The sequence below is a fragment of the Pseudomonas sp. GW458-11-26-14-LB4 genome, assembly GCF_059423925.1.
The window spans coordinates 189,394-215,161 of record NZ_JBWKYU010000006.1 but is presented as its reverse complement, the minus strand read 5'-3'; the positions used below and the strand labels follow the sequence as shown (position 1 = coordinate 215,161).

The 25,768-nt window shown below is 61.0% G+C and carries 21 protein-coding genes; 18 read left to right on the top strand and 3 right to left on the bottom strand.

The window, feature by feature from the left end; genetic code table 11:
- Window positions 1-74: 74 nt before the first annotated feature.
- Both aceF and aceE read right to left on the bottom strand, forming a co-directional pair.
- On the bottom strand, window positions 75-2,042 hold the full coding sequence (aceF, locus tag AC07XZ_RS10470) for a dihydrolipoyllysine-residue acetyltransferase (RefSeq protein WP_102686817.1): 1,968 nt from the start codon (window positions 2,040-2,042) through the stop codon (window positions 75-77).
- 11 nt (window positions 2,043-2,053) lie between these two features.
- On the bottom strand, window positions 2,054-4,699 hold the full coding sequence (gene aceE, locus AC07XZ_RS10465) for a pyruvate dehydrogenase (acetyl-transferring), homodimeric type (protein WP_011332129.1): 2,646 nt from the start codon (window positions 4,697-4,699) through the stop codon (window positions 2,054-2,056).
- 262 nt (window positions 4,700-4,961) lie between these two features.
- On the opposite strand from aceE, the gene AC07XZ_RS10460 reads away from it, so the two are divergent.
- The 17 genes from AC07XZ_RS10460 to AC07XZ_RS10380 all read left to right on the top strand — a co-directional run bounded on the left by AC07XZ_RS10460 (window position 4,962) and on the right by AC07XZ_RS10380 (window position 23,875).
- Window positions 4,962-5,087: a hypothetical protein gene (locus tag AC07XZ_RS10460; protein WP_255261909.1), complete on the top strand. Its 126-nt coding sequence runs from the start codon at window positions 4,962-4,964 to the stop codon at window positions 5,085-5,087.
- A complete protein-coding gene (gene glnE, locus AC07XZ_RS10455; RefSeq protein WP_085746459.1) occupies window positions 5,084-8,023 on the top strand; it encodes a bifunctional [glutamate--ammonia ligase]-adenylyl-L-tyrosine phosphorylase/[glutamate--ammonia-ligase] adenylyltransferase in 2,940 nt (979 codons plus the stop codon). The genes AC07XZ_RS10460 and glnE overlap by 4 nt, the downstream gene beginning before the upstream one ends.
- A gap of 50 nt (window positions 8,024-8,073) precedes the next feature.
- Entirely contained in the window at window positions 8,074-9,108 is a 1,035-nt protein-coding gene (waaF, locus tag AC07XZ_RS10450; protein WP_039766536.1) for a lipopolysaccharide heptosyltransferase II, read from the top strand.
- Between the two features lies 1 nt (window position 9,109).
- A complete protein-coding gene (waaC, locus tag AC07XZ_RS10445; protein ID WP_074689605.1) occupies window positions 9,110-10,171 on the top strand; it encodes a lipopolysaccharide heptosyltransferase I in 1,062 nt (353 codons plus the stop codon).
- Window positions 10,171-11,292 carry a glycosyltransferase family 4 protein gene (locus AC07XZ_RS10440; RefSeq protein ID WP_102686816.1) on the top strand — a complete coding sequence of 374 codons (1,122 nt, stop codon included), beginning with the start codon at window positions 10,171-10,173 and terminating at the stop codon, window positions 11,290-11,292. Before waaC ends, AC07XZ_RS10440 begins: the two co-directional genes overlap by 1 nt.
- The gene (gene rfaP, locus AC07XZ_RS10435) at window positions 11,293-12,099 is read left to right on the top strand and encodes a lipopolysaccharide core heptose(I) kinase RfaP (protein ID WP_085608461.1); all 807 of its coding nucleotides are present in this window, start codon (window positions 11,293-11,295) and stop codon (window positions 12,097-12,099) included.
- Window positions 12,099-12,833 carry a lipopolysaccharide kinase InaA family protein gene (locus tag AC07XZ_RS10430; RefSeq protein WP_085746463.1) on the top strand — a complete coding sequence of 245 codons (735 nt, stop codon included), beginning with the start codon at window positions 12,099-12,101 and terminating at the stop codon, window positions 12,831-12,833. Before rfaP ends, AC07XZ_RS10430 begins: the two co-directional genes overlap by 1 nt.
- Window positions 12,830-13,582 (top strand): lipopolysaccharide kinase InaA family protein, encoded by a 753-nt coding sequence (locus tag AC07XZ_RS10425; RefSeq protein WP_102686815.1) that lies wholly within the window; start codon window positions 12,830-12,832, stop codon window positions 13,580-13,582. Before AC07XZ_RS10430 ends, AC07XZ_RS10425 begins: the two co-directional genes overlap by 4 nt.
- Complete coding sequence (locus AC07XZ_RS10420) at window positions 13,582-15,033, top strand: lipopolysaccharide kinase InaA family protein (RefSeq protein ID WP_102686814.1); 1,452 nt, start codon at window positions 13,582-13,584, stop codon at window positions 15,031-15,033. Before AC07XZ_RS10425 ends, AC07XZ_RS10420 begins: the two co-directional genes overlap by 1 nt.
- Window positions 15,034-15,192: 159 nt before the next feature.
- Window positions 15,193-15,528 carry a YceK/YidQ family lipoprotein gene (locus AC07XZ_RS10415; protein ID WP_085746466.1) on the top strand — a complete coding sequence of 112 codons (336 nt, stop codon included), beginning with the start codon at window positions 15,193-15,195 and terminating at the stop codon, window positions 15,526-15,528.
- Window positions 15,529-15,700: 172 nt separating this feature from the next.
- Window positions 15,701-17,458, top strand: a complete 1,758-nt coding sequence (locus AC07XZ_RS10410; protein WP_007952261.1) for a carbamoyltransferase family protein — start codon at window positions 15,701-15,703, stop codon at window positions 17,456-17,458.
- Complete coding sequence (locus AC07XZ_RS10405; RefSeq protein WP_102686813.1) at window positions 17,442-18,572, top strand: glycosyltransferase; 1,131 nt, start codon at window positions 17,442-17,444, stop codon at window positions 18,570-18,572. Before AC07XZ_RS10410 ends, AC07XZ_RS10405 begins: the two co-directional genes overlap by 17 nt.
- Window positions 18,572-19,468: an antimicrobial resistance protein Mig-14 gene (locus tag AC07XZ_RS10400; RefSeq protein WP_102686812.1), complete on the top strand. Its 897-nt coding sequence runs from the start codon at window positions 18,572-18,574 to the stop codon at window positions 19,466-19,468. Before AC07XZ_RS10405 ends, AC07XZ_RS10400 begins: the two co-directional genes overlap by 1 nt.
- Before the next feature lie 8 nt (window positions 19,469-19,476).
- Complete coding sequence (locus AC07XZ_RS10395) at window positions 19,477-20,877, top strand: PIG-L family deacetylase (RefSeq protein WP_102686811.1); 1,401 nt, start codon at window positions 19,477-19,479, stop codon at window positions 20,875-20,877.
- Between the two features lie 84 nt (window positions 20,878-20,961).
- Entirely contained in the window at window positions 20,962-21,918 is a 957-nt protein-coding gene (locus AC07XZ_RS10390; RefSeq protein WP_102686810.1) for a glycosyltransferase family protein, read from the top strand.
- Between the two features lie 55 nt (window positions 21,919-21,973).
- Window positions 21,974-22,735, top strand: a complete 762-nt coding sequence (locus tag AC07XZ_RS10385; RefSeq protein ID WP_085746471.1) for a hypothetical protein — start codon at window positions 21,974-21,976, stop codon at window positions 22,733-22,735.
- A 48-nt stretch (window positions 22,736-22,783) separates the two neighbouring features.
- Window positions 22,784-23,875, top strand: a complete 1,092-nt coding sequence (locus tag AC07XZ_RS10380) for a glycosyltransferase (RefSeq protein ID WP_102686809.1) — start codon at window positions 22,784-22,786, stop codon at window positions 23,873-23,875.
- Here AC07XZ_RS10380 and AC07XZ_RS10375 read toward each other — a convergent pair.
- Window positions 23,870-24,475, bottom strand: coding sequence for a BUD32 family EKC/KEOPS complex subunit (locus tag AC07XZ_RS10375; protein ID WP_102686808.1), 606 nt, complete (start codon window positions 24,473-24,475; stop codon window positions 23,870-23,872). The genes AC07XZ_RS10380 and AC07XZ_RS10375 overlap by 6 nt on opposite strands.
- Before the next feature lie 110 nt (window positions 24,476-24,585).
- On the opposite strand from AC07XZ_RS10375, the gene AC07XZ_RS10370 reads away from it, so the two are divergent.
- Entirely contained in the window at window positions 24,586-25,758 is a 1,173-nt protein-coding gene (locus AC07XZ_RS10370) for an O-antigen ligase family protein (RefSeq protein WP_102686807.1), read from the top strand.
- Window positions 25,759-25,768 lie beyond the last annotated feature (10 nt).

Here is a 25,768-nt window from a genome sequence, read left to right as displayed (position 1 = left end):
GGTTGAGGTACGAGCGTGTGGCGCTCGAAAACGTGGAACGCGGTCGGCCCTCCGTTGCCGGAGGGCCGAGCGCTTTACAGCAGGATGGTGCGGATGTCCGCCAGCAGGTCGCTCAGACGCTTGGTGAAGCGTGCAGCAGCGGCGCCGTTGATCACACGGTGATCGTAGGACAGCGACAGTGGCAGCATCAGTTTCGGCTGGAAGGCTTTGCCGTCCCAGACTGGCTGGATGGTTGCCTTGGAAACACCGAGGATCGCCACTTCCGGCGCGTTGACGATTGGCGTGAAGCCGGTGCCGCCAATGTGGCCGAGGCTGGAAATGGTGAAGCAGGCGCCTTGCATCTCGTCCGACGAGAGCTTCTTGGTCCGGGCTTTTTCAGCCAGGGAAGCGGCCTCGGCGGCCAGTTGCAGCAGGCTCTTCTGGTCGACGTTCTTGATGACCGGTACGAGCAGGCCATCCGGGGTGTCGACGGCGAAGCCGATGTTCACGTATTTCTTGCGGATGATCGCCTTGCCGCTTGGTGCCAGCGAGCTGTTGAAGTCCGGCAGTTCCTTGAGCAGGTGCGCGCAGGACTTGAGCAGCAGCGGCAGGATGGTCAGCTTGACGCCGGCCTTCTCTGCGACAGCTTTCTGTGCGGTGCGGAACGCTTCCAGCTCGGTGATATCCGCCGAGTCGAATTGCGTTACGTGCGGCACGTTCAGCCAGCTGCGGTGCAGGTTGGCAGCACCGACCTGCATCAGGCGGGTCATCGGCACTTCTTCGATTTCGCCGAAACGGCTGAAGTCGACGACCGGAATCGGCGGGATGCCCGCGCCACCGGTTGCGCCAGCGGCAGCGGCCGGTGCTTCCTTGGCCTTCTGCATCATGGCTTTGACGTAAACCTGCACGTCTTCTTTCAGGATGCGACCGTGCGGACCGCTGGCGCCGACAGCGCTCAGCTCGACGCCGAATTCGCGAGCCAGTTGACGCACGGCAGGGCCGGCGTGAACTTTGGCGCCTGGCTTGGCTGGCGCAGCAACCGGAGCGGCAGCAGCAGGTGCAGCGGCAGCCGGAGCAGCAGCAGCGGCCGGCGCCGGAGCGCTCGGAGCAGCAGCGGCAGCTGGAGCCGGGGCAGCAGCTGGAGCGGCACCTTTGACTTTCAGCTTGAGGATCAGGTCGCCGGTGCCGACTTCGTCGTCCAGCTTGATGGAAACGCTTTCCACCACGCCAGCGGCAGGCGACGGGATTTCCATGCTCGCCTTGTCGGATTCCAGGGTGATCAGCGACTGGTCGGCTTCAACGCTGTCGCCAGCCTTGACCAGCACTTCGATGATCTTGGCCTTGCCGGCCGAACCGATGTCCGGAACGTGGATGTCCTGAACGCTGTCGGCAACCGGTGCAGCTGGCGCGGCGGCCGGTGCTGGTGCAGCCGCAGCGGCCGGAGCAGCAGCCTGGGCCGGAGCGGCAGCAGCAGGGGCCGCAGCACCCGCCACTTCCAGATCCAGGATCAGGTCGCCGGTGCCGACTTCGTCGTTCAACTTGACGCTGATGGCCTTGACCACGCCAGCGGCAGGCGACGGGATTTCCATGCTCGCCTTGTCGGATTCCAGGGTGATCAGCGACTGATCAGCCTCGACGGTGTCGCCGACCTTGACCTGGATCTCGATGATCTGGGCCTTGCCCGACGAACCGATGTCCGGCACGTGCACTTGCTGAACCGAAGCGGCAGCAGGGGCAGCAGCTGGAGCAGCCGGTGCAGGAGCGGCTGCCGGTGCAGCTTCAGCCTTGGCGGCAGGCGCAGCAGCCGGAGCAGGGGCCGCAGCTGCGGCACCCTCGACTTCCAGTTCCAGCAGTTCGTCGCCTTCTTTCAGGCGATCGCCCAGCTTCACTTTCAGGCTCTTGATGACGCCGGCTTTCGGGGCCGGCACTTCCATGCTGGCCTTGTCCGATTCCAGGGTCAGGATGCTCTGGTCGGCTTCGATACGGTCGCCGACCTTCACAAACAGTTCGATTACTTCACCTTCACCGCTGCCGATGTCAGGTACGCGAATGAGTTCGCTCACAGAGTTTCTCCTCAGCAGTCCAGTGGGTTGCGTTTTTCCGGGTCGATGCCGAACTTGGTAATGGCCTCGGCCACGACTTTAGGTTCGATATCACCACGGTCAGCCAGTGCTTCCAGGGCTGCCAACACCACGAAATGACGGTCGACTTCGAAGAAATGACGCAGTTTCTTGCGGCTGTCGCTGCGGCCGAAACCGTCGGTGCCCAGGACTTTGAATTCCTTGGACGGTACCCACTGACGGATCTGCTCGGCGAACAGTTTCATGTAGTCGGTAGACGCGATGACCGGACCCTTACGGCCGCTCAGGCATTCTTCGACGTAGCTGCGCTTAGGCTTCTGGCCAGGTTTCAGACGGTTGCTGCGCTCTACGGCCAGGCCGTCGCGACGCAGTTCGTTGAAGCTGGTGACGCTCCACACATCGGCGCCGATGTTGAACTCTTCACGCAGGATCTTCGCCGCTTCACGGACTTCACGCAGGATGGTGCCGGAGCCCATCAGCTGTACGTGGTGCGCCGCGTCGCGGGTGTCTTCTTCGAGCAGGTACATGCCTTTCTTGATGCCTTCTTCGGCACCGGCCGGCATGGCTGGCTGCTGGTAGGACTCGTTCATCACGGTGATGTAATAGAAGATGTCCTGTTGCTCTTCGGTCATCTTCTTCATGCCGTCCTGAATGATCACCGCCAGCTCGTAGCCGTAGGTCGGATCGTAGGTGCGGCAGTTCGGGATGGTGGCAGCCAGCAGGTGGCTGTGACCGTCTTCGTGCTGCAGGCCTTCACCGTTCAGGGTGGTACGGCCGGCGGTGCCGCCGATCAGGAAGCCACGGGTACGGCTGTCGCCAGCGGCCCATGCCAGATCGCCGATACGCTGGAAGCCGAACATCGAGTAGAAGATGTAGAACGGCAGCATTGGCTGGTTGTGGCTGGAGTACGAAGTACCGGCGGCGATGAAGGAGCTCATGGCGCCTGCTTCGTTGATGCCTTCTTCAAGGATCTGACCTTTCTGGTCTTCCTTGTAGAACATCACCTGGTCTTTATCGACTGGCTCGTAGAGCTGACCGACGGACGAGTAGATGCCCAGCTGACGGAACATGCCTTCCATACCGAAGGTACGGGCTTCGTCCGGGATGATCGGAACGATGCGCGGGCCGATTTCCTTGTCCTTGACCAGTTGCGCGAGGATCCGCACGAAGGCCATGGTGGTGGAAATTTCACGGTCGCCGGAACCGTCGAGGATCGCCTTGAGGGTGTCCAGGTCCGGGGTCGGTACGCTGAAACTTTGTGCGCGACGCTGAGGAACGAAACCGCCCAGTGCGGCACGACGCTCGGCCAGGTAACGGGCTTCGGCGCTGTTTGGCTCCGGCTTGAAGAACGGCAGGTTTTCCAGCTCTTCGTCTTTCACCGGGATGTCGAAGCGGTCGCGGAACAGCTTCAGGCTGTCGACGTCGACTTTCTTGGTGTTGTGCGCGGTGTTCTTCGCTTCGCCCGCACCGGTACCGTAACCCTTGATGGTCTTGGCCAGGATGACGGTCGGTTGTTCTTTGTGGTTGACCGCTTCGTGGTACGCCGCGTAGACCTTGTACGGGTCGTGGCCGCCACGGTTGAGTTTCCAGATCTCGTCGTCGGACAGATCAGCAACCATCGCCTTGAGTTCTGGCGTGTTGAAGAAGTGTTCACGAACGAACGCGCCGTCTTTGGCTTTGTAGTTCTGGTACTCGCCGTCGATGACTTCGTCCATGCGACGTTGCAGGATGCCGTCGACGTCTTTTGCCAGCAGTGGATCCCAGAAACGGCCCCAGATAACTTTGGTCACGTTCCACTGAGCACCGCGGAACACGCCTTCGAGTTCCTGGATGATCTTGCCGTTGCCGCGAACCGGGCCGTCGAGGCGCTGCAGGTTGCAGTTGATGACGAAGATCAGGTTGTCCAGCTTCTCGCGGCCGGCCAGGGAAATGGCGCCCAGGGATTCCGGTTCGTCGCACTCGCCGTCGCCCAGGAAGCACCAGACTTTCTGTTTGCCCGGCTGGATGAAACCGCGGTGTTCCAGGTACTTCATGAAGCGAGCCTGGTAGATCGCCTGGATCGGGCCCAGGCCCATCGAAACGGTCGGGAACTGCCAGAAGTCAGGCATCAGCCAAGGGTGCGGGTAGGACGACAGGCCCTGACCGTCGACTTCCTGGCGGAAGTTGTTCATCTGGTCTTCGGTGATGCGGCCTTCCATGAATGCACGGGCGTAAACGCCTGGCGAGGTGTGGCCCTGGAAGTAGATCAGGTCGCCGCCGTGTTCGTCGGTCGGGGCCTGGAAGAAGTAGTTGAAGCCGATGTCGTACAGGGTCGCACTGGAAGCGAAGCTGGAGATGTGACCACCCAGGTCAGAATCTTTCAGGTTCGTACGCATTACCATGGCCATCGCGTTCCAGCGTACCAGCGAGCGAATGCGGCGTTCCATGAACAGGTCGCCAGGCATGCGTGCTTCGTGGGTAACGGGGATCGTGTTGCGGTAAGGCGTGGTGATGGCGTAAGGGAGCTGCGAACCGCTGCGGGTCGCCAGTTCACCCATACGGGTCATCAGATAGTGAGCACGGTCTTCGCCTTCTTTGTCGAGAACCGATTCCAGGGCGTCCAGCCATTCCTGGGTTTCGACGGGATCGAGGTCTTGCATGGCTTGCTCCAGGGCGGAAAGGCTTCCAGAATCGGTTGCCTGAGTTTGCGACTGGCCTTGTGGGCAGACGATTTAAAATTCTTGGATTGCCGACAGGTTGTTCCGGCGGCGTGTAGTTTTACTACAAATCATCCGGCATTTCAGCCTTTCGAATGTATAGACGAGTAGTAAAACTACAGATGAAAGGCTTGTGGCCTCCGACTGCGTTGTGAGAATAATCGTTAAGGTTGGTCTTTAGCCATCCGAAAAAGGTGAAAGTTTGATGCTGGCTGCCAAAGAAAAAGAAATTTCAGCTATTTCTCACTTTTGTTCGACAGTCCTTCGCGTAGCGGTTTTTCAATCATCACTACAAGCGGCCATTTACACGCCGATCAAGGATAGACCATGACCCTGCCCGCGCTTGCCGAACTGCCCGCCATTCTCCTGCCGTTGGTCAGCCGATCGGAGCAGTCGTTCCGTGCGGCCGTCGCCGGACTTGAAGATGATCTTGGCTTCTCCACCTGGACGCCGGAACGCTGGGCGCAGTTCGCCCGCGTCAGCGCCGCCAGCGATTTCGTCATTGAACAGAGCGTTCGTGACCCTTTGATGTTGTTGTCGCTGGTGCAGTCCGGTGAGCTGGACCGGCCGTTCGCCAAAGGTGAGTTGTGCGCGCAGATCGCCGCCGCCGTCAGCCTCGCCCAGACCGAAGATGAACTGGGCCGAGCCCTGCGTCGCCAGCGCACCCGGCATCAGGTGCGGATCATCTGGCGCGACCTCAACCGCCAGGCCGATCTGGTGCAGACCTGCCGCGATCTCTCGGACATGGCCGACGCCAGCATCGATCAGGCCTATCAATGGTTGTACCGCCGCCATTGCGACCAGTTCGGCACACCGACCGGCCGGCGCAGCGGCGAACCGCAGCAGATGGTCATCCTCGGCATGGGCAAGCTCGGCGCGGTCGAGCTGAACCTGTCTTCGGACATCGACCTGATCTTCGCTTACCCCGAGGGCGGCGAAACCGTCGGCGTGAAGCGCCCGCTGGACAACCAGGAATTTTTCATCCGCCTCGGCCAGCGTCTGATCAAGGCACTCGACCCGATCACCGTCGACGGTTTTGTATTCCGCGTCGACATGCGCCTGCGCCCGTACGGCTCGTCCGGCGCGCTGGTGCTGAGCTTCAATGCGCTGGAGCAGTATTACCAGGATCAGGGCCGCGACTGGGAACGCTACGCGATGATCAAGTCGCGGGTGGTGGCCGGCGATCAGGTGGCGGGCGAGCAGTTGCAGGAAATGCTGCGACCGTTCGTTTACCGGCGCTATCTGGACTTCTCGGCGATCGAAGCGCTGCGCACCATGAAGCAACTGATCCAGCAGGAAGTGCGGCGCAAGGGCATGGCCGACAACATCAAGCTGGGCTCCGGCGGTATCCGTGAAGTCGAGTTCATCGCCCAGGCCTTTCAACTGATTCACGGCGGTCGCGACCTGAGTCTGCAACAGCGCCCTCTATTAAAGGTGTTGAGCACGCTTGAAGGGCAGGGCTATCTGCCGCCGGCGGTGATCAGCGAACTGCGCGAAGGTTACGAATTCCTGCGTTACACCGAACATGCGATCCAGGCGATTGCCGACCGCCAGACCCAGATGCTGCCGGACAGCGCTCAGGATCAGGCGCGTATCGCGTTCATGCTCGGTTTCGCCGACTGGGAGGCGTTCCACGAGAAGCTGATGTTCTGGCGCGGCCGGGTAGCTTGGCACTTTGCGCAAGTGATCGCCGATCCCGATGAGGACGAAGGCGTCGAGAGCGAAGTGGTGGTCGGCGGTGAATGGCTGCCGCTGTGGGAAGAGGCTCAAGACGAAGAAGCGGCCTGTCGCCAGCTGGAGGAGGGCGGTTTCGCCGACGCGACCAAGGCCCTGAAGGCACTGGCGAGCCTGCGCGCCAGTCCGCAGTTGCGGGCGATGCAGCGTCTGGGGCGCGAGCGTCTCGATGCCTTTATTCCGCGCCTGCTCGCCCAGGCGGTGGAGCATGAAAATCCCGATCTGGTGCTCGAGCGGGTGTTGCCGCTGGTCGAAGCGGTAGCCCGGCGCTCGGCTTATTTGGTGCTGCTGACGGAAAACCCCGGCGCGCTGCGGCGTTTGCTGACGCTGTGCGCCGCCAGTCCGTGGATCGCCGAGCAGATCACCCGCTTCCCGTTGCTGCTTGATGAATTGCTCAACGAAGGCCGGCTGTTCAAGCCGCCGCTGGCGCCGGAACTGGCCGCCGAGTTGCGCGAGCGCCTGACGCGGATCCCGGAAGACGACCTCGAACAACAGATGGAAGCGCTGCGCCATTTCAAACTGGCGCACCGCTTGCGTGTTGCCGCCTCGGAAATCGCCGGCAGCCTGCCGTTGATGAAAGTCAGCGATTACCTGACCTGGCTGGCCGAAGCGATTCTTGAGCAAGTGCTGGCCCTGGCCTGGCGCCAGACCGTGGCCAAGTACGGCACGCCGCTGCGCACCGATGGCACGCTGTGCGATCCCGGCTTCATCATTGTCGGTTACGGGAAAGTCGGCGGGATCGAGTTGGGGCATGGTTCGGATCTGGACCTGGTGTTCATCCACGATGGCGATCAGCAGGCCGAAACCGATGGCCCGAAACCCATCGATGGCACGCAGTTCTTCACCCGGCTCGGCCAGCGGATCATTCACTTGCTGACGGCACAGACCAACTCCGGTCAGCTGTACGAAGTGGACATGCGCCTGCGTCCTTCCGGAGCATCCGGGCTGCTGGTCAGTTCGCTCGGCGCGTTTGCGCGCTATCAGGAAAATGAAGCCTGGACCTGGGAACATCAGGCGCTGGTGCGGGCGCGGGTGCTGGTGGGCAGCAAGGATGTCGGCCAGGCGTTCGAGAACGTCCGGGCCCAAGTGCTGGGCAAAGTGCGGGATCTGGCGAAACTGCAACAGGAAGTGAGCGAGATGCGCGCCAAGATGCGCGACAACCTCGGCAGCAAGAGCACTGCCGCCGGTACCGGGGCGAATGCCTTCGAGGCCACGGCGCCGTTCGACCTCAAGCAGGACGCCGGAGGTATCGTCGATATTGAATTTATGGTGCAATACGCGGCTCTGGCGTGGTCGCAAACCCACCCGCCGTTGCTGCGCTGGACGGACAATATCCGCATTCTGGAAGAGCTGGAGCACGAAGGGCTGATGCCGGCCGAAGACGCCAGCCTGTTGCGCGAGGCCTACAAGGCCTATCGTTCCGCCGCCCACCGGCAGGCCTTGCAGAAGGACGCCGGGGTGATACCGGGCGATCAGTTCGCAGACGAACGGCGGCAGGTGATGCGGATCTGGCGTGAGCTGGGGCTAAGCTGATTCTCGAGCGGGGAGGCGTAAAGCCTCCCCGGTTCGTTTATGGAAACCACATGAATATTCTGATCGTTGGGCCCAGTTGGGTCGGTGACATGGTGATGGCGCAGACACTGTTTCAGTGTCTCAAGCAGCGCCACCCGCAGTGCGAAATCGACGTGCTGGCCCCCGAGTGGAGCCGGCCGATCCTCGAACGCATGCCCGAAGTGCGCAAGGCCTTGAGCTTCCCGCTCGGCCACGGCGCGCTGGAGCTGGCAACCCGTCGGCGGATCGGCAAATCCCTGGCCGGTCAGTACGACCAGGCGATCCTGTTGCCGAACTCGCTGAAGTCGGCGCTGGTGCCGTTCTTCGCCGGCATCCCGAAACGCACCGGCTGGCGCGGCGAATTCCGCTACGGCCTGCTCAATGACGTGCGCACGCTGGATAAAGAACGTTATCCGCTGATGATCGAGCGTTTCATGGCGCTGGCCTACGAGCCGAACGCCGAGCTGCCGAAACCTTATCCGCGCCCGAGTCTGCAGATCGATCCGGTGACCCGCGAGGCCGCATTGGCCAAGTTCGGTCTGACCCTCGATCGCCCGGTGCTGGTGCTGTGCCCCGGCGCCGAATTCGGTGAGGCCAAACGCTGGCCGTCGGAGCATTACGCCAAGGTTGCCGAGGCGCGGATTCGCGAAGGCTGGCAGGTCTGGCTGTTCGGTTCGAAGAACGATCACGCGGTGGGTGAAGACATTCGCGCGCGGCTGATTCCGGGCCTGCGTGAAGAGTCCGTGAACCTCAGCGGCGGCACCTCGCTGGCCGAGGCCATCGACCTGATGTCCTGCGCCGATTCGGTGGTCTCCAACGATTCCGGCCTGATGCACGTGGCCGCTGCATTGAATCGCCCGTTGGTTGCGGTCTACGGGTCGACCTCGCCGGGTTTCACCCCGCCGCTGGCCGAGCACGTGGAAATCGTCCGTTTGGGCCTCGATTGCAGCCCTTGTTTCGACCGCACCTGCCGTTTCGGCCATTACAACTGCCTGCGCCAGCTGATGCCGGACGCAGTCAACGATGCCTTGCAGCGTTTGCAGGGCTCTGTGGTCGAGGTTCATTAACTTGCGGGTATTGCTGATCAAGACTTCATCGCTGGGCGACGTGATTCACGCGTTGCCGGCGCTGACCGACGCCGCCCGGGCGATTCCCGGGATCAAGTTCGACTGGGTGGTGGAAGAAGGCTTCGCCGAGATTCCGACCTGGCACCCGGCCGTAGGCAAAGTGATTCCGGTGGCGATCCGCCGCTGGCGCAAGAACATCTGGAAAACCATCACCAGCGGCGAGTGGAAACGCTTCAAGCAATCCGTTCGGGCGAACAAATATGACCTGGTGATCGACGCTCAAGGCCTGCTGAAAAGCGCCTGGCTGACCCGCTACGTCAAAGCGCCGGTGGCCGGTCTGGACAAGGGCTCGGCCCGCGAGCCGATCGCCGCGCGTTTTTATGATCGCAAACTGGCGGTGGCCCGTGGGCAGCACGCTGTCGAGCGTGTGCGCCAGTTGTTCGCTATCGCCTTGGGCTATGACTTGCCCAAAGGTCTGGGCGATTACGGCCTCAATGTCGAGCGTCTGGTCGAGTTGCCGCGCAAGAATGCCTACGTGGTGTTCCTCCACGGCACCACTTGGGACACCAAACACTGGCCGGAAGCCTACTGGCGCGAGCTGACCGAGCGGGTCGGCTACCTCGGCGTCGGGATCAAGCTGCCGTGGGGCAACCCGCTGGAGAAGGCCCGGGCCGAGCGCATCGCCGCCGGTTTCAAACACGCCGAAGTGCTGCCGAAGCTGAACCTGGCCGGGGTCGGCAAGGTGCTCGCCGGCGCCCAGGCCTGCGTCGCGGTGGACACCGGTCTCGGCCATCTGGCTGCGGCACTGGATGTGCCGACGATTTCCCTGTTCGGCCCGACCAATCCGGGCCTGACCGGCGCCTACGGCAAGCTGCAGATTCACCTCGGCAGCGATTTCCCGTGTGCGCCGTGCCTGCAAAAGAAATGTACGTATCAACCGACCGCGCAGGATGCCCGTCAGTTTGACCTGAAACGCGAGTGGCCCCTGTGCTTCACGCGTCTGAATCCCGAGCGTGTTGCCAGCCGACTGAGCACGTTGTTGATGGCTGAGGAGCTGCGCTGATGCAATTGGCTTTTGTCCTGTACAAATATTTTCCGTTCGGCGGTTTGCAGCGCGACTTCATGCGCATCGCCCTCGAATGCCAGAAGCGCGGGCACCAGATCCGCGTCTACACCCTGATCTGGGAAGGCGACGTGCCGCCCGGTTTCGAAGTGCTGGTGGCGCCGGTCAAGGCGTTCTTCAATCACCGGCGCAACGAAAAGCTCAGCGCGTGGATGGAAGCGGACCTGGCCAGGCGCCCGGTGGATCGCCTGATCGGCTTCAACAAGATGCCGGGGCTGGACGTCTACTACGCCGCCGACGGCTGCTTCGAAGACAAGGCGCAGAACCTGCGCCATTCGCTGTACCGCCGCTGGGGCCGCTACCGCCACTTCGCCGAGTACGAGCGCGCAGTGTTCGCCAAAGACGCGAAGACCGAAGTGCTGATGATTTCCGAAGTGCAGCAGCCGCTGTTCATCAAGTATTACGACACGCCACTTGAGCGCTTCCACCTGCTGCCGCCTGGCATCGCCCAGGATCGCCGCCGTCCGGCGGATGCCGACCAGATTCGCGCCGGTTTCCGCGCCGAATTCAATCTGAAGGACGACGAACTGCTGCTGGTGCAGATCGGTTCCGGGTTCAAGACCAAGGGCGTCGATCGCAGCCTGAAAGCGCTGGCCGCATTGCCTGCCGAGCTGAAGAAACGCACCCGGCTGTTTGTAATCGGCCAGGATGACCCCAAATTGTTCCAGATGCAGAGTGCGACGCTGGGCCTGGGCGACAACGTGACGTTCCTCAAGGGGCGCAGTGATATCCCGCGTTTCCTGCTCGGCGCCGATCTGCTGATCCACCCGGCGTACAACGAAAACACCGGTACGGTGCTGCTTGAGGCGCTGGTCGCCGGGTTGCCGGTACTGGTGAGCGCGGTCTGCGGTTATGCCCATTACATCGCCGAGGCCGACGCCGGGCGAGTGCTGGACGAGCCGTTCGATCAGGCGCAACTGACGCAATACCTGACTGACATGTTGAACGACGACGCTGTACGGGCGGCCTGGAGCCGCAACGGTCTGGCCTTCGCCGAGACGGCCGACCTCTACAGCATGCCGCAGCACGCGGCCGATGTGATTCTGGCGGAGCACGCTTAAATGAAGTTGATGCTGGCTGAACCGTTCAAGAGCCTGTGGGCTGGCCGCGATGCGTTCGTGGAAGTCGAAGGCTTGCAGGGCGAGGTGTACCGCGAGCTGGAAGCCCGCCGGACGTTGCGCACGGAAGTCGACGGCAATGGCTTTTTCGTCAAGATCCACCGCGGTATCGGTTGGGGCGAGATCTTCAAGAACCTGCTGACCGCCAAGCTGCCGGTACTCGGTGCGGGCCAGGAGTGGAAAGCCATCCAGCGTTTGCAGGAAGTCGGCGTGCCGACCATGACCGCCGTCGCATACGGCGAGAAGGGCAGCAACCCGGCGGATCAGCATTCGTTCATCGTCACCGAAGAGCTGGCGCCGACCATCAGTCTCGAAGACTTCAGCATCGACTGGGTCAAGCAACCGCCGCAGCCGAAACTCAAGCGGGCGCTGATCGCCGAGGTCGCGCGCATGACCGGCATGATGCACCGCGCCGGGGTCAACCACCGCGACTGCTACATCTGCCACTTCCTGCTGCATACCGACAAACCGGTGACCCCGGAGGATTTCAAACTCTCGGTGATCGATCTGCACCGCGCCCAGACCCGCCCGGCGATCACCCAGCGCTGGCGCAACAAGGATCTGGCGGCGCTGTACTTTTCCGCGCTGGATATCGGCCTGACCCGCCGCGACAAGCTGCGTTTCCTCAAAGGCTACTTCCAGCAACCGCTGCGCCAGATCCTGGCCGAAGAAGCGCCGTTGCTGAGCTGGCTCGAAGGCAAGGCCAACAAACTCTATGCGCGCAAACAGCGTTACGGGGATGCGCTCTGATGGCGGGTTGGAATCTGGAGCCTGAGTACAGTGAACTTGCGCAGCATTTCGGTAGCCTCGAAGCGGTATTTGCCCTTCAGGGCGAGCGCCTGACTCGCGATCCATTGTCCGAAGTCATTCGCGTGCAGCTCAATGGCGTCAACTATTACGTCAAGCGCTACAGCGGTGCCGGCAAGGGTCTGCGGCGTTATCTGGGCAAACCCCGGGTGAAGATGGAATGGCAGAACCTCAAGCGCTTCGCCAAGTGGGGCATTCCCACCGCCGAAGTGGTGGCGTGGGGCCTGGAGCGCAACGGCATGGCCTACGATCGCGGGGCGATGATCACCCGTGAGCTACCGCGCACCGAAGACCTGTCGGCACTGGCCGAACGCAACGATCCCAAGCTCAAGGATCGCGCCTGGGTCGACGGCGTCAGCCGGCAACTGGCTGGTTACACGCGTGTCATGCACGACCATCGCTTCACTCATAACGATCTGAAGTGGCGCAACCTGCTGATCGACGATCAGGCGCAGCTGTTTCTGATCGATTGCCCGAACGGCGATTTCTGGCGCGGCTTCTGGCTCAAGTACCGGATCACCAAGGATCTGGCCTGTCTCGACAAGGTGGCCAAGTATCACCTGTCGAACACCCAGCGCCTGCGCTTTTACCTGCAATATCGCCGACGTGAACGGCTCAATGCCGCCGACAAGCAACGGATTCGCCACGTGGTGAGATTTTTCGAGGGACGCGAATGACTGATTTTCTGGCCGCTGAAGATCGTGCGCTGCTGGAGCGCCACGGTCTCGGCACGTTCGATGCGCTGTGGTCCAAGCAACTCGACGCCGTGGATGAGCCCAACACCGATGGCGGCGGCTGGAGCAGCGTGTTTCGTCTGGAGCTGGAAGGGCATGGCTATTACCTCAAGCGCCAGTGCAATTACCTGACTCGCACCTTGCACGCGCCATTCGGCGAGCCGACCTTCGCCCGGGAATTTCGCAATATCAGTCGTTACAACAAGCTGGGCATTCCGGCGTTGCAGGCGGCGTTCTTCGGTGAGCGCAAGGTCAACGGTGAAGTCCGTGCGATCCTGCTGACCCGCGCGCTGGAGGGCTGGGATGATCTCGATTCGCTGTTGCAGCGCTGGTCGGATCTCGATGCCGCGCAGCAGTCGGCGATTCTCAAGGCTTGCGGCCTGTTGGCGCGTCATCTGCACGGTATGCGTCAGGTGCACGGCTGCTTTTATCCAAAACACATTTTCCTGCGCGCCGAGAGCGATGGCTATCAGGCGCAGTTGATCGACCTGGAAAAGACCCGCCCGTTGCTGTTCGGCATGCGTGACCGGGTCAAGGATCTGGAACCGCTGCTGCGCCGTGCGCCGGAGTGGAGCGAGGCGCAATTGCGTGAGCTGCTGGCGGCGTATCTCGATCAATCGACGGACAGTTCGCTGGTCGACAGCTGGATCACGCGGCTGACCGCGCGGCGCAGTCGCAAGGAGACCCGCTGATGCAGTTGTCCGACTTGAAAAATGCCGGGCGCACGCCGAGTCTGCCGTTGACGGTTTCGCTCGCGGATGCGGCGGGCGTTGCCGATTTGCAGTTGCTCAGTCTGCTGCGGGTGTTGCCGGGGCAGCGTTACGTTGGTGCCGGTGTGTGGCGCGGGCGTCCGGTGCTGGCCAAATTGCTGGTCGGCAACAAGGCAGCGCGGCATTTTCAGCGTGAACTGGAAGGTGTGAAACTGCTCGCCGCCCAGGGCATGACCACACCGTTGCTGCTGGCCGACGGCCTGAAGGACGGCGAGGGTGGCTGGCTGCTGTTTGAATTCCTCGAAGGCGCCGAAAGCCTCGGCGATGCCTGGAACAAAGTCGAATCCTTGCCGGTGCTGGCCGACGAACAATCGGCGGTGCTGGCCGAAGCGCTTGGCGCCATCGGTCAATTGCACGGCAAAGGCCTGTGGCAGGAAGACCTGCACCTGGACAACCTGCTGCGCCACGGCGGTCAGCTGTATCTGATCGATGGCGCAGGTATCTGTGCGGAAAACGCCGGCCAGCCGTTGTCCCGGCAGAAAGTGCTGGAAAACCTCGGAGTGTTCTTCGCCCAGTTGCCCAAGTCGCTCGAGCCGTTCACCGAAGAATTGTTGGTGTATTACCTGCTGAGCAACAGCGAACACGCGCTGCCGCTGGAAGCCTTGCAAAAGCAGATCGACAAGGTGCGCGCCTGGCGCTTGAAGGATTACCTGATCAAGGTCGGTCGTGAGTGCACGCTGTTCAGCGTCAAGCGCGGCGCGTTCGGTCTGCGCTCGATTCGTCGTGAGGAAGAGCCCGCGATGTTGCCGGTGCTGGAGCAGGCCGATGCCTTGCTCGATCAGGGCCATCTGTACAAGACCGGCGGCGCGGCCAGTGTCGGCAAGGTCGAGGTTGCCGGGCGTCCTCTGGTGATCAAGCGTTACAACATCAAGAATTTTGCCCATTGGCTCAAGCGCTTCTGGCGTCCAAGCCGCGCCTGGCATTCCTGGCGCGAAGGCAATCGTCTGGCCTTCCTCGGCATCGCCACGCCAAAACCGTTGGCGGTGCTGGAAACCCGTTTTCTCTGGCTGCGCAGCAAGGCCTATCTGATCACCGAACATCTGGCCGGGCCGGACATCATCGAGCGCTTTGCGCCGTACGTTGAAAGCGGTGCGGCGCCGGAAAGCGAGTTGCAGGCGCTGGATCAGCTGTTTGCGCGGTTGATCGCCGAGCGCATCAGCCATGGCGACTTCAAGGGGCATAACCTGTTCTGGCAGGAAGATCGCTGGGCGCTGATAGATCTGGATTCGATGTGTCAGCACGGCTCGTTGGGCAGCTTCGCTCCGGCCTATGCCCTGGATCGTGCGCGCTTCATGCGCAACTGGCCTGAGAGCAGCGCGCTGTATCAGGTGATTGATCAGCGGTTGCCCAAAGATGTAGCGGGCACCGCGTGATTGTTTTCGCCAGCGCGTAAGACATTTCTGCAGTTGGATCCGGGTGAGGCATGTGGCGACAAATCCTTGTGACTTGTCCTACGGCCTTCCCGGAACCCATGAACTGCCCCTCGCAAAACCCCGATGCTAGTTTGCCCCGACGTTCCCGGAGGGCAAATCTTGAGCATCAAAAACGCTATAACTATCGGCGCATTTTCCCTGGCACTGTCCGGCTGCGGCACCGCCGTTACGGTGCTGCAGGACGATGAAGACGCCACGCGCGGCCTGCGTAAACAGAAGACTTACTGTCAGTCGATTCCGCGTATCTACAGCGGACTCGCCCACGATTTCTGCCTGCTGCACGCGCCGCCCGATCCTACCGGCATTCTGGTGCCGGTTGTCCTGCTCGATCTGACCCTGTCCGGTGTGTTCGATACGGCTTTTCTGCCGTACACGATCTATCGCCAGACGGTGGACGGGAATATCAGTGTTTATTGGCGACCAGGCCGTGGATAGGCCGATGGACAAGGGTTCAGTAGGTTGAAAGACATGGGGCAATTCGCACAGGGTCATTCCCGCCACGTTTACGCTATAATCCCGCCCTTTAGCTGTCTCTCGCCCGGTGCGAGGGCACATCATTTTTCAAGGCGCATCGCGCCTGAATGCAGACTAAAGAGGCTAGACCCCTGTGGCATTGACGATTCTTGGCCTGTCCGGCGCCCTTAGCCATGATCCTTCCGCAGCCTTGTACATCGACGGCAAGCTGGTCGCGGCGGCTGAGGAAGAGCGCTTCGTACGCGATAAACATGCAAAGAACCGCATGCCCTACGAATCGGCGAAGTTCTGCCTGGAGCAGGCAGGCATCAAGCCTTCCGACGTTGACGTGGTCGCGATTCCGTTCGCCCCGATCAGCATTTTCGGCAAGGCTCGCTGGCAGTACGCCAAGCGTTACTGGTACGCCCCGGACCGCGCACTCGACGCTATCCTGATGGGCAACCGTCGCTACAAGCGCTATCGCAACAAGATCGTCTGGTGCCTGGAGCAACTGGGCTTCGATCCGAAGAAAATCAAGATCGAACCGGTTGAACACCACCTGGCCCACGCCTCCAGCGCCTACCACTGCTCGGGTTTCAAAGAGAAAACCGCGATCCTCGGCATCGACGGCAAGGGCGAGTACGCCACGACCTTCTTCGGTTATGGCGAAAACGGCAAGATCCACAAGATCAAGGAATTCTTCGATCCGGACTCCCTCGGCGGCCTGTACGGCGCGATCACCGAGTTCCTCGGTTTCGACATGCTCGACGGTGAGTTCAAGGTCATGGGCATGGCGCCGTACGGCGACGCCAGCAAATACGATTTCTCGCGCCTGGCTTCGTTCGAAAACGGCGAGCTGGTGATCAACACCGACTACGCCAACGTGATCGGCCTGCGTCGCTATAAAGAGAAGGGCAAGGGTTACTACTTCTCGCCGAAGCTGATCGAGTGGCTGGGTCCGAAGCGCGAAGGCGACATCGCCGACGAGCCGTACATCCACTACGCCGCCAGCATTCAGGCACTGTTCGAAAAAATCGCGTTGCAGATGATCGACTACTACCTGGGCGACGTGCTCAAGGAAACCGGCAAGCTGGCCTACGCCGGCGGCTGTGCGTTGAACGTCAAGCTCAACCAGAAAATCATCGCCCGCGACGACGTCAAGGAACTGTTCGTACAGCCTGCCTCCGGCGATGCCGGCACTGCAGTCGGCGCAGCGGCCTATGTGTCCAACGCCCGTGGCGTGCCGGTCGAGAAGATGGAACACGTCTACCTCGGCCCGTCGTACAGCAATGAAGACGTGATCGCCGCGTGCGCCCGTCACGAGAACAAGCCGACCTGGCGCAAGCTCGACAACATGCCGGAGCAGATCGCCAAAATCATGGTCGATGGCAACCCGGTGGCCTGGTTCCAGGGCCGCATGGAGTTCGGTCCGCGCGCACTGGGTGGTCGTTCGATCATCGGTTGCCCGAGCGTGGCTGGCGTGGCTGACCGCATCAACCACCAGATCAAGTTCCGCGAGCGCTGGAGGCCTTTCTGCCCGTCGATGCTCGACACCGTTGCGCCACAGATGATCAAGATCGATCACCCGGCGCCGTTCATGACCTTCACCTTCGAAGTGGCTGAAGAGTGGAAGACACGCGTGCCGGAAGTCGTCCACGAAGACGGTACTTCCCGGGCCCAGGTGCTCAAGCGCGAATACAACCCGCGCTACTACGACATGATGAAGGCGCTGGAAGTGCTGACCGGCAACGGCGTGTCCCTGAACACTTCGCTCAACCGCCGTGGTGAACCGATGATCTGCTCGCCGACCGACGCCCTGAACATGTTCTTCGGCTCGGATCTGCAATACCTGATCATGGAAGACATCCTGGTGGTCAAAGAAGGCGCAAACGCTTATGACACGCTCGGCTGAACGCCATGTGCTGCAGTTCTGTCACGGCTATGACGGGCCGTTCCTCGACTGCGCACGGCAATACGCCAGCCTGTTTGCGGGCACCCGTTATCGGGTCACCACGGTCTTTCTGACCGGGGCCGCCGATAGCGAGGTGGCCGCAGCCTGCGCCTCCGCTGAAGTGTTGTTCATGGAATACAGCTCCAAGGCCATTCGTGGCCTGAAGCTGGGCGCCATCGGCGATCTGCGCAAGATCGCCGCTTCACGCAATTTCAGTTTCTGCATCGCCCATCGCTTCAAGCCGATCTACATCGCGTTGCTCGGCACTTCGCTGCCGGTGATTGGCGTGCATCACGCGTTTGGCGATTACAAACGCGGCTCGCGCAAACTCTTTGCGCAGATTTTCCGCAGGCGTCTGAGCCTGCTCGGCGTGTCCGATGCAGTGCGCGACGACATGCGCCGTTGCCTGCCGAAATGGCCGGCGGCGCGCATCCAGACCCTCTACAACCGCATCGATGTCTCGGCGTTGCAGATGAGTCAGGTGTCGGCCCGTGAAGCTCGCGAGACCCTCGGTCTGTCGGCGGATGCCTTCATTGTCGGCAACGTCGGTCGCCTGCACCCGGACAAGGACCAGGCCACGCTGCTGCACGGTTTTGCCGCGGCATTGCCCGGTCTGCCGGCCAACAGCCAACTGGTGATTCTCGGCAAAGGGCGTCTGGAACAAGACCTCAAGGAACTGGCCCGTGAACTGGGCATCGGTGATCGCGTGTTGTTCCTCGGCCAGGTGCCGGACGCGCGCAATTACTTCCGCGCATTCGATGTGTTTGCCTTGAGTTCCGACCACGAACCGTTTGGCATGGTGCTGCTGGAGGCCATGGCCGCCGGCGTGCCGTTGCTGGCCACGGCGTGTGGCGGGGCGAAGGAAGTGGTCGAAGGCGTGGGCATTCTGTTCCCGCTGGGTGACGCCGAGCATCTGGCCCAGGGTCTGAAACATCTGGCCGGCATGGACGAGCAGCAGCGTCGTCAATGCGCCGAAATGATGGTCGATCGTCTGCGCGAGCGCTTCTCCGACCGAGCTGTACGCGACACCTTCTGGCATTTGCCGCAAGTTACCGATCTGGCACCGAGGGGCTGATGCTCAACCGATTTCAAGGCTGGCGCGAACGTGGCTGGTCGCCCGTTGACGCCTCAACTTATGCACAGGCCTGGCAGCGTTTCGGCGGCAGCGTCGCGACTCATCCCATGGTGGTCGAGCGTCTGGCGGATCTGGCCGGCATCCCGGTGCGTTATCTGGCCTGGGAGCAGCGGGGCGACGTCAAAGCCGCGATCCCGACCTGGGGCCGCGACCTGGCCTTGTCCAAGGACGTGCTCAAGCGCAACGGCAAGAAAGGCTTGTTCGACCTCGGCAACGCCGAGCTGATCCTGCCGGCCGCCGTCGATGCCCAGGCCCCGCTGCGCCATCGCGGACGCTACCTGTCGGCGCTCAACGAAAACCGCTTCAGCGGCCTCAAGGTGCAGACCGAACAACTGGCCATGGCCCGTACCCCCGAAGAACTGTCGAAGAAGTTTCGCTACAACCAGCGCCGTGAACTGCGCCTGCTGGAAGAGGCGGGCGGTGTGGTGCGGCCGGTCAGCGACTTCTCGAGTGCGGAACTGGCAGCAATCTACTGCGACTTGTTTCAGCGTCGCTGGGGTTTTCCGGCCACTGGCGCGGCACGCATGGCCGAAGTCATCGAATTGCTGCGCGAATTGTTGATCGGCTCGGTGATCTTCCTCAACGACGCGCCGATTGCCATTCAACTGGTGTATCGCGTTGAAGCCCCGGAATGGATCAGCGTCGAATACATCAACGGCGGCGTCGACCCCGAAACCCGCGAATTCAGCCCCGGCAGCGTCCTGAGTTTCCTCAATACGCAAAGTGCCTGGGAGCATGCGCGGGCACTGGACAAGCCGCTGCGCTTTTCCTTCGGTCGTGCCGACCGTGAATACAAGGATCGCTGGTGCAATCCTGTGCCGGTCTTCACCGTATGAGTCAGCCCATGAGTCGCAAACAGCAATTGCTCAAGCGCCACCGGCGCAATAAACGCATCGGCCTGTTGATCGCACTGGTCGTGTTGATCGCTCTCGGTGTGCTGGTGGCCTGGTGGTTGCCGCTGGTGCTGGCAGTGGTTGGCTGGATCGCCCACGAAGCGTGGTTCGCCGATCACCTGTTCTATTCGCCGAAAGACGATTACCAATACAGCTTTCCGCCGTTTACCCCGCAGCCAAAAGTGCATTTGAACGGCGAGCAATTGCGCCTCGACGAAGGCGTGATGCTGATGGACGACGCTACGCTGATCCTCGCGGTGAAGGTCAAAAGCAGCTTTCTGGGACGCTTCTTCGATCCTCGGGTCGAGTTGGCCGGGGGCACCCATCCCGATGCGCAGACGTTCGAACGTGGCGTCAACGGTCTGCGTTATCTGAACCTCAGCGGGCAGGCGCAGGCCTTGTCGCAAGGCCAGTTGCGTCTGCGCGGGCGCTTTTGCCGGGTCTCCGGCGAGCCGGTGCTGTGGGCACTGGAGCAGCCGGACTACCGCCAGCAGCGGGTGATGGTCATCGCCCCTCACGCCGACGATGCCGAACTCGCCGCCTACGGTCTGTACAGCCAGGCCAGTGAAGCCTGGATCGTGACGCTGACCGCCGGCGAGATCGAAGCCGAACATTATCAACAGATGGGCCTGAACAAGGTCGAGGCGGCGCGGCTAAAGGGGCGCCTGCGTGCCTGGGACAGTCTTGCCGTACCGCGCTGGGCCGGCGTACCGCAGGAGCACTGCGTGCAGCTCGGGTATTTCTGCCTGCAACTGGCGGCGATGCAGGCTGCGCCGAATCAGCCGGTGGGTTCGCGGGAAGCTGATTTGAGTGATACACGGATGTTTCGTCAGCTGAATCCGTTTGCCTTGCCCGGTGATGCCGATGGCGCGCCGACCTGGAACAATCTGCTGGCCGACCTGCGTGACGTGCTGTCCCGCGCGCGCCCGGATGTAATCGTGCTGCCGCATCCGACGCTCGATCCGCATCCCGATCACATCTGCGCCCAGGACGCCGTGCTGGAAGTCTTGCGTGGTCTTGACTGGCAACCGGTCCTGCTCGGCTACGCCAACCACCTGCACGATAACGATCGCTGGCCGATGGGTGATAGCGGGCAAGGTATCGCCCTGCCGCCGACATTCGACTCGTCGCAACCGATGCAGCCATTGTGCGTGCCGTTGACGCTCTCGCAGCAACGTGACAAAGCCATGGCCTTGGGCATGATGCACGACCTGCAACCACCGGCTCCGTTCAAGCGTCGCCTGCGGCGCGGCCTGCAGCGCCTGCTTGCGGGGCGTGCGGGCTCGCCCTACGGTGAAAACGAATTTTTCCGCAAGGCTGTACGACGCCATGAACTGTTCTGGCGTTTATAGATGGTACGGGCCTGAAGTACGTCCGCTTTCGAGCGGAAAGACCTTCAGGCGTTGCTCTGTTTGCCTGTCGCGGCAAGGAAGACGATGAAAGTTTTATTTCTGGTGCAGAAAGATCAGCGGGCGATTCTGGATCGCTTGTACGAAGGTGTTGCGGCACATTGCGAGTGCGATTTGCGGTGGCTGAGCAGCGATGAACAGCGCAATCTGCGTCGCTATTTCCGGCGCGAAGTCGACGTTACGCAATATGACCGCATCGTGTTTTTCCTTCGTTTCAAGCAGGAAATCCGTCAGGTCGGATTTATCCGCACGATCCCCAATCTGGTGATTCTGGAACACGATGCCTACCAGAATTACATTCCGTGCAAATACACCGGCAAGTTCAGCGCGCATTACCGCCGCTTGCCGTGGGCGCGGGTGATCAGCTCCGGCTTCGTGGTCACTGAGCGCCTTCGTCAGGAGGGCTTCGACGCCGTCTTCGTGCCCAAGGGCTACGACCAGTCACAACTTGAAGATCAGGGGCGCGAGCGGGATATCGAGCTGGCTTTCGTGGGTAGCACCAACAGTGTTGCCTACAGCGGTCGCAAAGCCTTGCTCGACGAGTTGGGGCGCGTCGAGCCTCTGGTGGTTACCCGCACGAAGTCCGGAGAGGAATACCGCGACACGCTCAACCGGATCCGCTTTTTTGTCAGCGCCGACGTTGGCATGGGCGAATTCATGATCAAGAATTTCGAAGCGATGGCCTGCGGTTGTGTATTGCTGGCGTTTGATCAGGGGGCAGAGGAAAGTCAGGCCCTGGGGTTGAAGGACATGCACAACGTGGTGTTCTACAAGGACATCGCACAGCTTCAGGAGAAGCTGGCCGTATTGCGCAGCGATCCGGAACTGGCGCCGCGAATTGCGCGCAACGGTCGCGAGCTCGCGGTCAGTCAGTTCAGCTTTGCACGAATCGGCCAACGTATCGTCGAGGAACTTAAGCCAGAACTGCGGGCTCGTGCGCCGCTGAGCCTTCTGGAAAAGGTGCGTCTGAAGCTGGGCATTTGACAAGCACTACCCGGCAATCGATATTGCTGGCGACTTTTACCTAATTGAGATTCCGGTGCAATTTACTCAAGAAAGTGACATCACCCTGGTGGTCACCAGCTGTGGTCGAATGGATCTGCTCAAGATAACGCTTGAGAGCTTCGACCGGTTCAATACCGCTCCCATCCGTGAAGTGTTCATCACGGAGGATGCGGGGGATGAAGGTGTGCACGCTGTGATTCCTGCTCATTGGAAGGAGCATTGCACCGTATTCATCAATCGCCCGAAGCTGGGGCAGCTGGCATCAATCGACTTGGCTTACGCACATGTCACCACACCCTATGTCTTCCATTGCGAAGACGACTGGGAATTCTATCGCCCGGGATTTGTGGAAGACTCCAGGACCATTCTCGACCTGCGCCCGGAAATTCTGCAGGTCTGGCTGCGTAGCTATAATCATGACTTGCGGGTGCACAGTCCTTACATTCGGCTGGAGACGCGGGAGATCGTCGGCGGGGTAGCTTGTTACCCGTTGGTGTCCGACAAGCCTGAGTGGCAGGGCTTTTCGCTGAATCCTGGCTTGCGCCGGATGAAGGAATACCGCTTGTGCGCACCTTTTGCCGGATTCAGTGGGGAGAAGGCGCTGTCCATTCGCTACGCAGACTTGAATCTGACGGCCATGACGCTGGAAGCGGACGCCGTCATGCACACGGGTTTCGGTCTGCATGTGCAAACGGCTGTCGAGCGTCAGCGCAAGGCGCGCCGCAGTCGTCGCGAACAGATAAAGTTCGTATTGTCTTTGCTGTTGGGAGTCTGTATTGGCTGGTTCATCAATTAAATGCACCGCAGCTTTTTTCCAGAAACCCAGGTATTGGCTTCGTTCCCTATGAGTATTCTCAACGTCATGTGGGCCGGGGGTGCTCCGTTTGCCTCAACTCATAAGGTGCATCAACAGATCCTGTCTCGGGCCGCTTCGTCGGAGCCGGTTCAAACCTGGTTGCTTCAAGGCCGCGCCTGCGAAGGTGGGCTGAGCGTTGGCGAAGTGACGGAGTGGGGGCTGTCCTCCGCCCGGTTGAAAGGGCGGCATTTCTGGCGGCTGACGAGGCCCTGGATGCGTTCCAGATTTCACAAAGCCCTCAAAAACAGCGGTGCACGCGTGGTGCTCCTCGATGGCCTTGGCGTAGCACGTACATTGCTGCCTGTCATCGAAGCCATGCCCGACGTTCGTGCGGTGGTGGTCTTTCATGGTTCGACGCGGCTTCATCCTGTGGATCGCGCGCTCTTCAAACGAATTCCCTCCTCGCAACTGACGCTGGTTGCAGTCTCGAACACCCTCGCGGCGTCGTTGTGTCAGGACTTGCAGATTCAGGTCATGACGTTGCGCAGCGCTTTCGATCCTCTGGCGTTTCGTGCCGACCTTCTCCCTCGGGAGCAGGCGCGAGCGCGATTGGGTCTTGCGCTGGACAAACCGGTATTGGGAGCTGTTGGGCGACTGGTCGCGGGCAAGGGGTTTGGTTGCCTGCTCGACGCTTTCGCCGAAGCCTTGCTTCAGCGACCTGATCTGCAGTTGGTGATTCTCGGTGAAGGCACGGGGCGCGCTGTGCTGGAGGCGCGGATCGATGAGTTGCAATTGCGTGGCAAGGTCTTGCTGCCGGGGCATCTGGATGATGCGGCTCAGCTTTACCGGGCATTCGATTGGGTTGCCATGCCGTCGCTGAATGAAGGCCTGGGGCTGATCATGCAGGAAGCCGTCATGGCGGGTGTTCCGGTTTTATCCAGTGAGCTGGAGGTGTTTCGCGAACAGTTGGCCGATACCGGCTGGTATGCCCCCGTTCAGGATGTGGCCGCCTGGCGTGACGCGATCCTGAGGGCGTTCAGCGCATCGGCCGAAACAGTCGCCGCCGAGCAATATCAGGCGCTGGCGCCTGACCAGGCCTGGCTCGATTTCAGCCAGGCTGCCCACGACCTGCTTTCATGAAGGCATTACGGCCTTTTCCAGTGCGTGCATCGGAAAGGTTTCGTTCAGCTTCTCGCGTTCAATATAGCGAGCGAAATGCTGCAGGTTGCGCTTGACCAGATACCGGGGCAACGGCGCCCGCAAAAAACGCAAGTCTGCTACATCGATCAGGCCCATGCAGTTGTCGGGCGTCACCACAATGTTGCCCAAGTGCAGCGAACGAAAATAGATTCCCGATTCATGAAGATTGCGGATCAGACCGGCCAGGTCTGGCAATGCCTGCTGCCACGAAAAACCATCCTTGCTGGCAATCTGGCGCAAGGTCTCTCCCGGCAATGGCTGGTAGAGCACAGCTGTCATGCCAGGAGCTTGCAGTTTATAAAGCTGCAGGACCTGAAGGGTTGGAACGCCCAGTTTTTGCAGTCCGACGGCGTTATCGATGAAGCGTTTCGAGTAGGGGCGCCACAGTGCGGATGAAAAAAACCGTTTGCGGCGGAACAGTTTCAGAATATTCCCATCCTGCAACAGGTAGACTTTCGGCCCGTAGCTATCGGCCTCCAGGATTCTGGCACCGTCAATCATTTGATTCAAAGTGGCCTCTGGCAGCCGGGAAAATTGCATCGTGAAAAGCCTTGTGGGAAGAACGGGGCGCTGTGGCGGGCAATGATGCCGAAAAGTTTCAGCTTTAACCATGCCGGGCTGGGTGGGTGAACTCTATCAGGAGCAGTTTGATGCAAGAAACACGTTGGGCGAAAGCATGGATGTCGACAGGTCTGTTGTGGTTTCTGTTAGCCATTGCCATTGCGCCTACCAACAAAGCCTATCAGCAAGGCCTGGTCGTATTGCTCTGGATACCTGCGCTGGTCTTTTCCTGGTCTGCACGGGCCCGGCTCAGGGAGATGTTTCATGAACAGCGCTGGATCTGGCTGCCGATGCTCGGGCTTCTGGCCTGGTCTTTGATCAGTCTTTCATGGACGAACGCCGCGGACAGCGGGCGCGAGGCCAAGCGGTTGCTGTATATCGTGGTTTTTCTTCTGTTCTTTCCGGTTTTCGCCAATGGCAGACCCGACCGTGTGATTCGCATCATGCAATGGGGTGGCATCGGGCTGGCGGCCACGGCAATCGCGGCTATCGTCAAATTCTACCTTCTCGATGGCAATGTCCTGATGGCGCGCGTGGAAGGCCTGGGCGAGTTGGCCCATCCGATCCTCGGGGGCTATGTCATCGGCCTGGCGGCGGTATGGCTTGTTCTGTGGCCAACACAAACCGGGCGGATGCAGATTGTCTGGGTCATCGCGATGACGTTTCTGGGCATGTTCGTACTGCTCAGCCAGAGTCGCGGCGCCGCATTGGCATTGTTTCTCACGCTGCTTGCCATGCCGATCTGGTGCGGTGACCGCCGCAGCCGTGCAATTGCGGCGTGCGCGTTGGTTGTCGCCATGCTGGCTTTCGTGTTGTTCGAGCCGTTGGTCATGGCGCGCGGCGTTTCCTACCGGCCGCAGATTCTGATGGCCTGCCTGCAAATGATCGCCGAGCACCCCCTGCGTGGGCTGGGTCTTGGTGGCGACTACAAAGTGTTTGCTTCGGGCATGTATTTTGACCATGCCCATAATCTGTTCACCCATGTCGCTATCGAGCTGGGCCTGCCAGGCTTGCTGTTGTGGTGTGCAATCTGGATTGCCGTCTTGTGCCAGGCATGGAAAGCCCGGGAAACCCTCTACGGGCGGGGCATCATTGGCATTTGGCTGTTCTCGAGCCTGGCCATGCAATTCGACGCCGCCAGCCTGACCGGAACCCCAAGGGCCGAGTGGTTTGTAAGCTGGTTGCCTATTGGTCTGGCCAGTGTTTTGGTATGGGCTCGGGCCAATCCCGGTGCCTGTGATAAAATTTCGCGTTCTTCCTAATCAGTGAGCC